Origin of the sequence: Actinophytocola sp. (assembly GCF_045807065.1) — a bacterium.
Taxonomy (GTDB): domain Bacteria; phylum Actinomycetota; class Actinomycetes; order Mycobacteriales; family Pseudonocardiaceae; genus Actinophytocola.
This window is the reverse complement of sequence record NZ_JBJMIE010000497.1, coordinates 1-12,445: the sequence shown is the minus strand read 5'-3', so window position 1 is coordinate 12,445 and position 12,445 is coordinate 1. Positions and strand designations below refer to the sequence as shown.

Genomic DNA, 12,445 nt, shown 5'->3' with positions numbered 1-12,445 from the left:
GGTCACACCGGCGGAGCTGCGCGAGTTCCTGGCGGACAAGGTCGCGAAGTGGCAGCTGCCGGAGCACTGGACGTTCATCGACGAGGTGCCGAAGACGAGCGTCGGCAAGTTCGACAAGAAGCGCATCCGCGCGGCGGCAGCGGAGGGCAAGCTCGACATCGCGCACCTGTCATGAGCTCCGACACGGAGTCGGTGTCCGGCTCGGTCGCGGACCCGGCCGCCACGGCCTCCCTGCACCAGACCGTGCCTTTCGCGGCGCACCTGGGCATCGAGGTCGTGTCGGCCACGCCGGCGGAGGTGACGGGCAGTGTGGCGTGGCAGGAGTCGCTGTGCACGGCGGGCGGCGCGCTGAACGGCGGCGTGATCATGGCGCTGGCGGACAACGTGGGCGCGCTGTGCGCGTTCCTGAACCTGCCCCAGGGGTCAAAAGGTACGACCACCATCGAGTCGAAGACCAACTTCCTGCGGGCGGTCCGTTCGGGTCACGCGACCGCGATAGCCCGTCCGCTCCACGTCGGCCGGCGAATCATCGTAGTGGAATCCGATGTTGTCGACGACGAAAAACGCCTGGTGGCGAGGGTTACGCAGAGCCAGGCGGTGCTCTGAGGTGCCCTTTGGCCTAGTCCAAATGGTCGGCACCGACCGTCGGAGATCGGTATCGTCGGCACGTGCCCGAACCTCGGACGCGGAAGCTGACCGCGACGTCGTATGTCGTGCTGGGCATGCTCAGCTACTCCCCCGCGACCAGCTACGACCTCAAACAGTGGATCTCCAACACCATCGGGAACTTCTGGGCCTTCGCCCACTCCCAGCTCTACGACGAGCCGGCCCGCCTGGTGGCCGACGGGCTGGTGGCCGAGGAGGTGGAGGAGGGCGGCAGGAGGCGCAGGACCTACTCGATCCTCCCGGCGGGCCGGGAGGCGTTGCGCGACTGGCTGTCCGCCCCCACCGACGAGCAGACCGAGGTGCGGGACCTGGGCCTGCTGAAACTGTTCTTCCTGAACTTCGGCACCCGCAAGGACCTCCTGCAGCTGACCCGCGACCGCCGCGAGGCCCACCGGGCGAGAGCCGACGCCTACGAGGAACAACGCGCGGAGATCGTCGACTACGCCGACCGCTGGCAGGTCAAGACCATGGAACTGGGCATCCGCTACGAACGCTGCGTGGAACAGTTCTGGGCCGACTTCCAGCGGGAACTGGAGGAAGAGGAACTGCGCTAGACATTTACATGACCATGAACGACCAGGAAAATTCTCGCCATGCGCGCACATCCCTTACGCCTGGTCAGCGCCACCGTAGGCGCCGCACTGGTCCTGTCCCTGTCGGCCGTGCCAGCCACCGCGACCCCCACCACCGCTCCGGCCAACTACCACGAATGGCGAGGCACAGACCTCGGACAAGGCCACGCGGAAGGCCTACGCACCACACCGCGCGGCCTGGTCATCACCCGCCCGGCCGGCGCGGTCGAGCACACCGAGCCCGACCTCGGCACCACCCGCACGTACGAGTACGGCCGCTGGACCTCCCCGCTCTACCACCAGGGCTTCGACGCCACCCAGCTCGTGGCCTCCTGGAACGCCCAGACCCCGGAACGCACCTGGCTCCAGGTGGAGATGCAGGGCACCACCGGAACCGGCACCAAGTCCCAGTGGTACACGATGGGCCGCTGGGCGCTGAAGGACACCGACATCGTCCGGACGACGGTTCCCGACCAGGAGGACGCCGTCGGCTACATCGACGTCGACACCTTCGTGGCCACGCAACCCATCGCGGCCTACCAGCTGCGCGTGACGCTCTACCGCGAACGAGGCTCGCACACCACGCCGACCGTGCGCATGGCCGGCGCGATGACCTCCAACATCCCCGACCGCTACACCGCACCCGCCGGCCCGTCCGCGGGCGCCTGGGGCACCGAGCTCCCCGTCCCCCGCTACTCGCAGAACATCCACAAGGGCCAGTACCCCCAGTACGGCGGCGGCGGTGAGGCCTGGTGCAGCCCGACCTCGACGGAGATGGTCGTCGAGTACTGGGGCAAGAAGCCGAGTGACCGCGACCTCTCCTGGGTCGACCCGGCCATCGCCGACCGCACCGTCCCGCACGCCGCCCGCTACATCTACGACCACGACTACGACGGCACCGGCAACTGGCCGTTCAACACCGCCTACGCCGCCTCCTTCGGGCTCAACGGCCACATCACCCGCCTGTCCTCCCTCACCGACATCGAGAAGTTCATCAAGGCGGGCATCCCGGTGATCACCTCGCAGTCGTTCCTGTCCAGCGAGCTGGACGGCGCGAACTACGGCACGAACGGCCACATCATGGTCGTCGTCGGGTTCACCGCGAACGGCGACGTCATCGCCAACGACCCGGCGTCGAGCAGCGACCAGGCCGTGCGCAACGTCTACAAGCGGGACCAGTTCGCGACGATCTGGCTGCGCACCAAGCGGATCAACGCCTCGGGCGGCATCTCCGGCGGCCCGGGTGGCGTCGCCTACATCATCGCGCCGCCGTGGAAGAAGCTGCCGCGGCTCTGACACAGTCGAGGCATGTTCGCTGACGAGGACTACCCGGCGACGCCCTACCCGGGCCGCCGCCCACCGGGTTCCTACGTGCACGACGACGCCACCGGCTGGCCGCTGGCCGCCGACCCGGCCGCGCTGTCGGGCTGGCGGGTCGGCGAGCAGGACCTCGACGACTGGCTGACCGACCGGGACGCGGCTGCGCTGGCCGACCGCGTCCCGGTCCTCTGCTACGGCTCGAACGTCTGCCCGTCCAAGCTCACGTGGCTGCGCACCGCGCTCGGCCTGCGCGGACCGGCCGTGCTGCTGAAGGCCCGGTGCACGGGCCTCGCCGCGGTCTGGGCCAGCGGGCTGCGGGTGGTCGACGACCAGCGGCCCGCGACCCTCACCGCCATGCCCGGCAACGTCGAGGACCACGCCGTCTGGCTGGCCACGCCCGAGCAGGTGGCGGTCCTCGACCGCTGCGAGGGCCGCGGCGAGCGCTACCGCCTGGTCCGGGTGGACACCGGCGAGGTCCGCCTCACCGACGGCACCCGCGTCGACGGGCCCCTCGCCTACACTGCCGCCGCCCCGCGCCGCATGCCGCTGCTCGTCGACGGCAGGCCGGTCCGTTGCCTGGACGTCCCCCAGTCCGGCGCCGCCGCGCTGACCGGTGTTCCGGCCGTCACCGACGGGCTCGCCGTCCGCGAGGTGACCGGGGCGCCGGCACCGCGGGACTTCCCCGAGCGCGTCTTCGTCTACGGCACGCTCCAGCCCAACACCTCGGACTGGTGGCGGCTCGAACCACACGCCACGGAGACGTTCGAGGCACGCGTCCCGGGCCGGCTCTACGACACCGGACTCGGCTACCCGGCGTTACGGCTGGGCGATGGGCCAGGCGTCTCCGGATGGGTGGTCCACCTGGCCGAACCGGCCCGCGCGCTGTCGGAGTTGGACGAGTACGAGGGCGGCGAGTACCGGCGAGTTCGGATCGCTCTACCTGGGGGTCTGCAGTGCTGGACCTACGTGTGGGTCAACTCGGTCGACGGATTGCGTATGCTAACGGCCCCGTGGGGAGGCGCGGATCCGTCTCGGAGGTGAGGGCGTGGCCCGACATAACCGACTCTGTGTGACCGCCGCACTGATGTTATTGGCCACCACTGCATGCGGTGCCCGGCAGAACGCGGCGAGTGAGCCACCGCCGACCACCCAACCGACGTCGACCAGCCAGACCTCCTCCCCCGCCATCGGCGGCGAAAGCGCCCCGCCCAGCCAGGACAACCCCTGCACGACCGACCTTCTCACCGGCTCCGTCCAGTCCATGGGCGCTGACGCCGGCAACCGCTCGGCGATCCTCGTGGTGACGAACAAGAGCCGGCAGACCTGCACGCTGTGGGGCTTCGGCAGCCTCCAGCTCCTGACCGCCACCAAACAGCCGATCCCCACGAACGCGGAACGCGACCTCGAACCGGTGCCCACCCTCGTCAGGCTGAAGCCCGGCGGCGAGGCGGGCAAGCTGCTGCACTGGACCGTGGTCGCGACCGGTGACGAGCCGACCACCGGACCGTGCCAGCCGGCGGCGGCGTCGGTCGACGTGTCGCCGCCGGACCAGACCGTGCCGTTCCGGGTGGACTACACGTTCGGCTCGGTGTGTGACCACGGCAGGCTCGAGACGAGCGCGTACTACCCGCGCTGACTGCCTTTTTCACTGATTCCCTGGTCAGGAGCGACCCTTCCGGGGCACGCTTGCGCCATGAACACCGAGCCCGACCTCGCGGCGGCGCCGACGGTGCGGCAGCCGGTGCCCCAGTACACCGCAACGCCGCCCGCCGAGGAGCCCCCGGCGGACCCGCTGGCCAGAGTCATGCTCACACCGCGGCAGTTCTGGGCCGTCCTCGCGGTCGCCGGGCTGCTGCTCGGCCTCCTGCTCGCACTGCTGCCGGTGCGGGTGGCCAACGCGGACCCGGCGCACCCGGGCTACGTCACGTGCGGCAACACGATCGGCGGCGTGGAGACCGGGCCGCTCGCCGACCGGCTCCACCGACCGGACCAGGACGTCCTCGCCACCTACGTGAACACGTGCGAGAGCGCGATCGGCACGCGGCTCGCGTACTCGTGGCCGCTGTTCCTCGCCGGCGCGCTCCTGATCGTCTGGCACCTCGTGGTGCGCGGGGAACCGCCTAGGGCAACAGCTTTCCCGGGTTCAGCACGCCGGCGGGATCCAGCGTCCGCTTGACCGACGCGAGCACGTCCACGCCGAGCTGACCGATCTCCCGGGGCAGGTACGGCACGTGGTCGACGCCGACCGCGTGGTGGTGCGTGACCGTCCCGAGTGGACCGATGGCCTCGCAGGCGGCCGCTTTGGCCTGCCGCCACTGGCCTTCCGGGTCGTCGTCGGCACGCGGGACGAGCACGGTGAAGTACAGCGACGCGCCGGTCTCGTACGCGTGGGAGATGTGGCAGGCGACGATCGGTGTCCGCCCGGGTGCCGACAGCGACCCGACGAGCGCGCCCCGGACCGCCGTGCGCAGCTCGCCCAGGTTCTTCCAGTAGGCGGCGGTCTCCAGCGTCTCCACGCAGACTCCCTTGTCCAGCAGGGCATCCCGCTGTCGCGGTCCGGCGAACCGGCCGTGCCGCCAGGATTCGCCGGCCGGCCTGCCGAGCGACAGCGGCCGTAGGCCACGCAGTGCGCGCAACGTCGTCCGCCTGCGCAGTGCCAGCTCCTCCGCGGAAGTCGCCTCCCAGCCCAGGATCATCAGGCACGGCTCGAGAACTCCCCGCAACCGCAGGTACTTCCGCACCAGCGCGGTCTTCCGGCCGCCCGACAGGGAGAAGGCCATGTCGGTCTCGTGCGGGTCGGACAGCCGCGTGACGTCCGCGAGCACGCGCCGCTGCGCCAGCTCACGCACCGCAAGCACGCCCGCGTCCCAGCCGTCGAGCACGAAACCCTCGTAGCGGCGCACGGTCGGCGCCTCCCGCACGCGCACGGTCACCTCGGTGATGACGCCGAACGCGCCCTCGCTGCCGACGACCAGCTGGCGCAGGTCGGGCCCCGCCGCGGACGCCGGCGCGACGCCGAGCCGCCACTCGCCACGCGGTGTCGCGACCCGCACGCCCTCGACCATGTCGTCGAACCGGCCGTAGCCCGCGGAGGCCTGACCGGACGAGCGGGTCGCGGCGAACCCGCCGATCGTCGCGCGTTCGAACGACTGGGGCACGTGCCCGAGCGTCATCCCGTGCTCGGCGAGCAGCCGCTCGGCCGCCGGCGCGACGACACCGGCCTGGAACACCGCGAGCCGCGAGATCGGGTCGACGGACACCAACTCGTTCAGCCGGCACAGGTCCAGCACCACCACGGCGGCCTTGTCCCCGCGCAGCGCGGCCACGCCGCCGACCACCGACGTGCCGCCACCGAACGGCACCACGCCGACACCGTGCGTCGCACACACCTCGAGAACCCGTTGCACCGCATCGTGATCGGCCGGCGTGAGCACCGCGTCGGGTACGGGTGGTGCGCCGATTCCCCGGTGCCGCAGGAGATCCAGGTAGGACAGACCCCCGGCGCGGCCGAGCCGTTCCGCACGGCCCGTATGCACGTGCTGTTGCCCGAGCACGGCGCACAGCGCGTCGTACGCGGCAGGTGGCAATGCGGATTCCGGGACGACCAAAGCGGATTCCGGGGCAACCGGAGTGCTACGGAAGGGCAAACCGGTGCGCGCGGCTAGCCAACGAGTGGCATGAGCCGGCAGTATGGCGGTATCGGCCTGGTCTTCACCGGCACGAGTCCATCCGCGACGCATCAGGTGGTCGAGGTGGTCATTGTTCTTACTCACGAGTATAGTGTGACATATGGCCACCATCCGTCACACTCCGTCACCCAACCGCGTCGCGGACGACGTCCTGCTCGACGCGGCCATGGAGTGCGTGCTCGCGGTAGGCGTACGTAGAACCACGCTGAGCGATGTCGCGCGCACCGCCGGGGTGAGCCGGATGACGCTCTACCGCCGTTTCCCCGACGTGCGCGGCATGTTGGCCGCGCTGATCACCCGCGAGTTCGGCCAGCTCCTGGCCGCCGCGACCGAGACGGCGCGGAGCGAGGCGACCGCACGCGGACAGCTGGTCGTCGCGTCCGTGCAGATGCTGCGCGAGCTGGCCGCCAACCCGTTCATGCACGCGGTCATCGAGCGGGACGCGGAGATGCTGCTGCCGTACATCTTCGAGCGGATCGGCACCAGCCAGCGGATGACCGAGGAGTACCTGCACGCGCAGCTCGCCGTCGGGCACGCGGACGGGTCGATCCGCCCGGCGCCGCTGAAGGTCCAGGCCCGCGCCATCTTCCTGCTGCTCCAGCCATACGTGTTCACGATCCGGCCGTCCACGTCGGACGTCCCACTCGACGAGCTGCTGGACGAGCTGGGCCGGATGCTCGACGTCGCGTTACAACCGTGAGCACAGCGCGCGGAGGCAACCGTCGGCACGTGAGCGGAGCTTGCGGAGCGAACCACGGACACCACACCGACGAACGGCGTCACCGAGCCTGCGAGGGAACATCGTGAGCGGCGTGAGCGGAGCTTGCGGAGCGAACCACAGGCACCACACCGACGAACGGCGTCACCGAGCCTGCGAGGGAACATCGTGAGCGGCGTGAGCGGAGCTTGCGGAGCGAACCACAGGCACCACACCGACGAACGGCGTCACCGAGCCTGCGAGGGAACGTCGTGAGCGGCGGGTCGTCGGCCCTGAACGCGACGCGCCGGGCGGCCGAGCTGGCGGCGCTGGCCGCCGGTGAGGTCGTCGACGTGCTCGTGGTCGGCGGCGGCGTCACCGGCGCGGGCATCGCGCTGGACGCGGCGTCACGCGGGTTGTCCGTGGCGTTGTTGGAGGCCCGCGACCTCGCGTTCGGCACCTCCCGGTGGTCGAGCAAGCTCGTGCACGGCGGACTGCGTTACCTGGCCAAGGGTGACGTGGGGCTCGCGCACGAGAGCGCGGTGGAGCGCGGGATCCTCATGACCTCGACCGCGCCGCACCTGTCCCGGTCGCTGCCGCAGCTGATTCCCCTGCACAGCCAGGTTTCCCGGGGCACGGCGACGTTCCTGCGCGCCGGGCTGCGGGCCGGCGACGTGCTGCGCCGGGCGGCCCGGACCCCGACCGCGTTGCTGCCGGGGCCGCGGCGGGTGTCGGCGCAGGAGGCGCTCGCGCTGGCGCCGGGGCTGCGCACGTCGGACCTGCGCGGCGGGCTGCTGTCGTTCGACGGCCAGCTCATCGACGACGCGCGGCTCGTGGTGGCGCTGGCCCGGACCGCGGCGGGCCTCGGCGCGAAGATCCTCACGCGCACGCCGGTCGTCGGCCTGTCCGGCACGGCCGCGGAGATCCGCGACGGCGCGCGGCTGGTGGAGGTCCGGGCACGGTCGGTGATCAACGCCGCCGGCGTGTGGGCCGGACACCTGGTGCCGTCGGTGCGGTTGCGGCCCTCGCTCGGCACGCACCTGGTGGTGTCCGGGCCGGCGCTCGGCCTCGGCGCCACGGCGGTGACCGTGCCGGTGCCGGGCTCGCGGTCGCGGTTCGTGTTCCTGCTGCCGCAGCGGGACGGCCTGGTGTACGTGGGCCTGACGGACGAGCCGTTCGACGGCGAGATCCCCGACGAGCCGGTGGCTCCGCAGTCCGATGTGGACTTCCTGCTGCTGGTGGCGTCCTCGGTGCTGGCCCGCCCGCTGACCCCCGCCGACGTGCTGGGCAGCTACGCGGGCCTGCGGCCGCTGCTGGACGCGCCGGGTCGCAGCGCGGACCTGTCCCGCAAGCACGCGGTGCTGCGCTCGCCGGACGGGGTGCTGACGGTCGTGGGCGGCAAGCTGACGACGTACCGCCGCATGGCGCAGGACGCCGTGGACGCGGCGGTCGCGGCGGCCGGCCTGACCGCGCCGGAGTCCCGAACCCGCTACCTCTCCCTGGTGGGCGCTGCCCCGCGTGCCGTCCTGTCCAGAGTGGACGCACCGGAACGCCTGGTCGCCAGGTACGGCACGGAGGCCCCCCGCGTCGCCGCGCTCGACCCGACCCCGGTGGCCGACGGCCTGGAGATCACCGCCGGCGAGGTCCAGTGGGCGGTCCAGCGGGAAGGCGCCATGGACGCGGACGACGTCCTCCACCGCCGCACCAGGATCGGCCTGGTCCCGGCGAACCTCACCGCGGCCCAGGCCAAGGTGACGGCCGTAGTCGCACAGACCCTCCGCGTGTCCAACGCATAGAACCCGCGTGTCCAACCGGGCGGACCGGTGAGTTCGACAAATCGTGACGGTCGGATTTGTTGAACTCACGGGTCCGCCGCGTTGGACACGCGGGTCTTGGGCGTTGGACTCGCGCGGGGTTAGGGCTGTTGGGACTGGCGGAGGCGTTCTGCCACGCGGGCGACCTCTTCCGGGGTGCCGACGATCTCGAAGTGCATCTCGTCGCGGCGGCCGGTGTAGTCGCCGCCCCAGCGGACCACGTTGTCGACCTCGCCCAGGATGCTGTGGATCTCCGTGGTCTGGGCCGGCGTGAACGTGCCCTGCGCACCCAGCACGTGCCGCGTCGCGTTGATGTCGACGGCCGTGGCGCTGGCGTGGTTGGAGATGGACTGGGCGCCCCGGACGTTGCGGTCCGCGTAGCCCCAGTCGTCGTGCTCGCCGGCCGGTCCGTTCAGCTCGACGCCCTCGACGCGGGAGTTCACCTGGCCGAGCACGTGCATGAGCACGTCGCCGGCATCGCCGTCGGCCACCGTCACGCGCACGTTCGTGCCCGGGATGGTGTGCGCGCTGCGTGTCGGGTTGACCGGCCAGCCGTTCTGCGAGACCCGCCCGCCCGTCTGCGTCGGCGTGGTCGGCCGCGGCGCCTGCACCTGCCCACCGGCCGCCGGCTGCTGCGTGGTGCCCCGCGTGGTCTGCGCCGGGTTCACCTGCGGCGGTGCCTGCACGACCTGCCCACCGGTCGTCGTCTGCGGGGTGGTCTGCGTTGCCTGCGGGTTGACCTGCGGCGCCGCCTGCACCTGCGGACCGGTCACGATCTGCGGCGTGGCCTGCGCGACCTGGGTCTGGCCGAGCTCCGGTGGCGCCTGCACCTGCGGGCCGTTCATCAGCTGCGGCGTGGTCTGGTAGACCTGCGCGCCGTTCTCGGCGACGTTGCGGACCTCCTGGTACTGGTAGCCCGGCGCGATGGGGGTACCGGGGGTCGAGTAGACGCCCAGGTTGTTCGGGTCGAGGCCCTGCGCCTGCACCGTGTAGGACACCGGCTGGACCTGCGGCGTCGCCACCGGCTGGTTGCTGGCCTTGCCGCCGATCTGCTGCAGGATCTGCTTGACCTGCTGCACCAGCTGCAGGATCTGCTGCACGGCCTTGATGATCTGCTGCAGCTTCTGGACGACGTCCTTGACCTTCTGCATCGTCTTCGTCGCGGTCGAGACGGCCTTCTGGACCGACTGCGCGATGCCCTTGGCGATCGACGCGCCGAACGACAGCCACGACGACGCCAGCGCCTCGATGCAGATGGTGATGATCTGCTGCACGGCCTGGGTGATCAGGTTCATCACGACCTGGCGGGCCTGCGCGACGGCCTGACCCGCGGTCTTCATCGCCGACGACACCGCCTGGCTCGCCTGTGCCAGCGCCTGGAGGCCGTCCGCCTGGTTGTTGTTCGTCGTGCGGTAGCCGTCGGCCGCGGTGCCCGTCCAGCTGGTGGTCTGCGTGGTCGCGGCCTGGCGGTACACCTGAGCGGTGTTCGACAGGCTCTGCGCGGTGGTGGACCACGACTGCGCGGAGCCGGTGATCGCACTCGGCTTGCCCATGAGGATGTCGAAGGGCTCACGCAGGAACTTGATCGCGTTGAGCACCCAGCCGACCCCGGCCGACGTGATCGCGCCGAGCGGGTCACCGGCGACCCCGATGACGTCGAGCGCGACGTTCGTGACGCCCATCGCGGAGCCGAGGACGTCGCCCTTGTCGATGGCGTCGGACGTGCTCTTGATGTGCGTCAGGAGGTTCTGCACCGGGTTGGTGTTGGTCGAGGAGGTGCCGGTCGTACCGGTCGTGCCGGTCGTCGTCTGCGGTGCGACGGTGGTGTCAGCCACTTCTACTTACCCCCTTGGGCCGGTGCCGAGGGGACGACGCCGGCGGTGAAGACCTGCACGTGCGACTCCTCGATCCGCTGGTAGCCGTCGGCGGCCAGGGTGAGCCCCGTCCTGACCTGGTCGACGGTCTCGCCGGCGTGGTTCACGGACTGCCGCACCACGTCCGCCGCGCCCGTGATGGCCGACGCGAAGAACTCGGCGATCTGACCGAACGCGCCCCCGGACACCGAGTCCTGCGCGCCCCCGGCGACGGACCGCACGGTCGCCGCGATGTCGCCGACGGTCTGCGCGTGCGCGCGGACCTCGTCGACGTTTACGTTGAAACCTTCTCCCATGAGATCCGCCACTCTCCCGTGTTTGTCTGCCCCACGAGTGCTGAGACCCACTCGGTGTTTGTTCTGCCTCGCTCCGCTCGGCGCTTCGCGGGCCTCTACCCGGTGTCTTCCCTCCCTGCGCTGCTCAGCGCGGGTCGCTTCGCTCCCGGGCGCCTCCGCTGCTCACTCGGTCCAGACACCGGCGGCCCGCTCAGTACTCTTTGGTGACCTCTGGTGGGCTGTCGAAGTAGTCGTCGTCGGTGCGTGGGCCGCGGCGGGCGGTCGGGTCGACCGGCGCGTCGTCGCCGGTGTAGCCCTGCGGCAGGTTCTGCCGGACCGCCTCCAGCGCGGCGCCCTCGCCGACGAACTTCGTCATCACGTCCAGGACCTGCTTGCCGGCGTCGCGCTGCGCATGCCGACTCGTCTCGAGGATCACCCTGGCGAGGTGCTCCGGCTCGAGGTCGCGGACGCCGGGACGCAGTACGAGGTCGGCGAGTCCCCCGTTCGCGGTCACCCGTACGGTGACCTCGCCGTCCGGCGAGGTGGCCGCTCCGCCCACCTCGCGCAGCGCCTGGTCGGCCTTGTTCGCGCTGGCCGCGGCGGCCTGCAGCTTCTCGTCGTACTGCGCGAACCACTTCTCCGGGTCCATGCCTTCGCTACTCCCCAATGGTCCTTCGTGGATCATCTGCATCCTTGCCAGAACCTACGCGGTCCGCGAGAGCCGAAGGTTGTAGTTCGCCGAAGAATTTTCAAAGGTAACCACCGGAATCTTCCGGCATGTCCGGGCCTGGATACTGATATCGACACCAGGGCTAGGGAGGGGCGCGGCGTGCTGGAGCTCGACCGGGTCGCCAAACGGTTCGGTGACGTGGTGGCCTGCGCCGACGTCAGTCTCACGGTCAAGTACGGCGAGGTGTTCGGCCTGGCGGGCGGCGGCAAGACGACCGTGCTGCGCATCGCCGCCGGGCTGCTCGCGCCGGACGCCGGCACGGTGCACCGGACGGGACGACCGGGTTATCTGCCGCAGATCCGCGGCCTCTACCCGCGGATGCGGGTGCTGGACCAGCTGGTGTACCTGGCGGAGCTTTCCGGCGCGGACGTCGAGGAAGCGGTGCGCGCGGCGGAACTCTGGGTGGCCCGGTTCGGCCTGCGGGCACTGCGCGGTGAACGGGTGCGCCAGCTGTCAGTGCCGGACCAGCAGCGGCTCTGCCTGGCGGCGGTGTTCGTGGGCTCGCCGGACGTGCTGGTGCTGGACGAACCGTTCACCGGCCTGGACACGGCGGCCGCCGACGTGCTGGCCGAGGTGGTGCGGGAGCGTGCGGCGGCCGGCTCGGCGGTGCTGCTGGCCACCGACGAGCTGGCGGTGGTCGAGCGGCTGTGCGACCGTGCCGGGGTGCTCCACAATGGACGAATGGTGGCCGAGGGCGCGGTTGACGAGCTGCGAGCGGAGGAAGAGCTGGTGGTGTCCGCCCCAGAAGCACCCGAGGACTGGACGCTTTCGTTGCCGGGCGTCACTGTCGTGTCGGTCCACAATGGAG

At 71.0% G+C, this 12,445-nt stretch carries 13 protein-coding genes and 1 pseudogene; 10 read left to right on the top strand and 4 right to left on the bottom strand.

All coding sequences use genetic code 11. The features are described 5' to 3' along the window. The 7 genes and pseudogenes from ACJ73U_RS29165 to ACJ73U_RS29135 all read left to right on the top strand — a co-directional run. A pseudogene (locus ACJ73U_RS29165) lies at positions 1–175 on the top strand (fatty acid--CoA ligase); the annotation flags it as partial. Then, on the top strand, positions 172–606 hold the full coding sequence (locus ACJ73U_RS29160; RefSeq protein ID WP_407780934.1) for a PaaI family thioesterase: 435 nt from the start codon (positions 172–174) through the stop codon (positions 604–606). The pseudogene ACJ73U_RS29165 and the gene ACJ73U_RS29160, both read left to right, overlap by 4 nt. Before the next feature lie 62 nt (positions 607–668). Continuing rightward, complete coding sequence (locus tag ACJ73U_RS29155; RefSeq protein WP_407780933.1) at positions 669–1,220, top strand: PadR family transcriptional regulator; 552 nt, start codon at positions 669–671, stop codon at positions 1,218–1,220. A 39-nt stretch (positions 1,221–1,259) separates the two neighbouring features. Then, positions 1,260–2,534, top strand: coding sequence for a C39 family peptidase (locus tag ACJ73U_RS29150; protein ID WP_407780932.1), 1,275 nt, complete (start codon positions 1,260–1,262; stop codon positions 2,532–2,534). A gap of 12 nt (positions 2,535–2,546) precedes the next feature. Beyond that, entirely contained in the window at positions 2,547–3,599 is a 1,053-nt protein-coding gene (locus tag ACJ73U_RS29145; RefSeq protein ID WP_407780931.1) for a gamma-glutamylcyclotransferase, read from the top strand. A 49-nt stretch (positions 3,600–3,648) separates the two neighbouring features. Further along, positions 3,649–4,194: a DUF4232 domain-containing protein gene (locus tag ACJ73U_RS29140; RefSeq protein WP_407780930.1), complete on the top strand. Its 546-nt coding sequence runs from the start codon at positions 3,649–3,651 to the stop codon at positions 4,192–4,194. A 57-nt stretch (positions 4,195–4,251) separates the two neighbouring features. Further along, on the top strand, positions 4,252–4,734 hold the full coding sequence (locus tag ACJ73U_RS29135; protein WP_407780929.1) for a hypothetical protein: 483 nt from the start codon (positions 4,252–4,254) through the stop codon (positions 4,732–4,734). Here ACJ73U_RS29135 and ACJ73U_RS29130 read toward each other — a convergent pair. After that, positions 4,679–6,358 carry an FAD-binding oxidoreductase gene (locus ACJ73U_RS29130; RefSeq protein ID WP_407780928.1) on the bottom strand — a complete coding sequence of 560 codons (1,680 nt, stop codon included), beginning with the start codon at positions 6,356–6,358 and terminating at the stop codon, positions 4,679–4,681. The genes ACJ73U_RS29135 and ACJ73U_RS29130 overlap by 56 nt on opposite strands. Here ACJ73U_RS29130 and ACJ73U_RS29125 point away from each other — a divergent pair. After that, positions 6,348–6,947, top strand: a complete 600-nt coding sequence (locus ACJ73U_RS29125; RefSeq protein ID WP_407780927.1) for a TetR/AcrR family transcriptional regulator — start codon at positions 6,348–6,350, stop codon at positions 6,945–6,947. The genes ACJ73U_RS29130 and ACJ73U_RS29125 overlap by 11 nt on opposite strands. A 269-nt stretch (positions 6,948–7,216) precedes the next feature. Further along, entirely contained in the window at positions 7,217–8,740 is a 1,524-nt protein-coding gene (locus ACJ73U_RS29120; protein WP_407780926.1) for a glycerol-3-phosphate dehydrogenase/oxidase, read from the top strand. Positions 8,741–8,859: 119 nt separating this feature from the next. Here ACJ73U_RS29120 and ACJ73U_RS29115 read toward each other — a convergent pair whose 3' ends face one another. The 3 genes from ACJ73U_RS29115 to ACJ73U_RS29105 form a co-directional block, all read right to left on the bottom strand. After that, complete coding sequence (locus tag ACJ73U_RS29115) at positions 8,860–10,593, bottom strand: M15 family metallopeptidase (protein WP_407780925.1); 1,734 nt, start codon at positions 10,591–10,593, stop codon at positions 8,860–8,862. Between the two features lie 2 nt (positions 10,594–10,595). Continuing rightward, positions 10,596–10,928, bottom strand: a complete 333-nt coding sequence (locus tag ACJ73U_RS29110) for a type VII secretion target (RefSeq protein ID WP_407780924.1) — start codon at positions 10,926–10,928, stop codon at positions 10,596–10,598. Positions 10,929–11,118: 190 nt separating this feature from the next. Further along, complete coding sequence (locus tag ACJ73U_RS29105; protein ID WP_407780923.1) at positions 11,119–11,556, bottom strand: YbaB/EbfC family nucleoid-associated protein; 438 nt, start codon at positions 11,554–11,556, stop codon at positions 11,119–11,121. 180 nt (positions 11,557–11,736) lie between these two features. On the opposite strand from ACJ73U_RS29105, the gene ACJ73U_RS29100 reads away from it, so the two are divergent. Further along, the coding region (locus ACJ73U_RS29100; RefSeq protein WP_407780922.1) for an ABC transporter ATP-binding protein at positions 11,737–12,445 on the top strand (709 nt) is incomplete at its 3' end.

What these genes read in the sequence shown, in the direction of transcription:
- ACJ73U_RS29125 (WP_407780927.1), top strand. Translation starts at nt 6,348, where the DNA reads ATGGCCACCATCCGTCACACTCCGTCACCCAACCGCGTCGCGGACGAC.
- ACJ73U_RS29160 (WP_407780934.1), top strand. Translation starts at nt 172, where the DNA reads ATGAGCTCCGACACGGAGTCGGTGTCCGGCTCGGTCGCGGACCCGGCC.
- ACJ73U_RS29145 (WP_407780931.1), top strand. Translation starts at nt 2,547, where the DNA reads ATGTTCGCTGACGAGGACTACCCGGCGACGCCCTACCCGGGCCGCCGC.
- ACJ73U_RS29135 (WP_407780929.1), top strand. Translation starts at nt 4,252, where the DNA reads ATGAACACCGAGCCCGACCTCGCGGCGGCGCCGACGGTGCGGCAGCCG.
- ACJ73U_RS29150 (WP_407780932.1), top strand. Translation starts at nt 1,260, where the DNA reads ATGCGCGCACATCCCTTACGCCTGGTCAGCGCCACCGTAGGCGCCGCA.
- ACJ73U_RS29105 (WP_407780923.1), bottom strand. Translation starts at nt 11,556, where the DNA reads ATGGACCCGGAGAAGTGGTTCGCGCAGTACGACGAGAAGCTGCAGGCC.
- ACJ73U_RS29110 (WP_407780924.1), bottom strand. Translation starts at nt 10,928, where the DNA reads ATGGGAGAAGGTTTCAACGTAAACGTCGACGAGGTCCGCGCGCACGCG.
- ACJ73U_RS29130 (WP_407780928.1), bottom strand. Translation starts at nt 6,358, where the DNA reads ATGGTGGCCATATGTCACACTATACTCGTGAGTAAGAACAATGACCAC.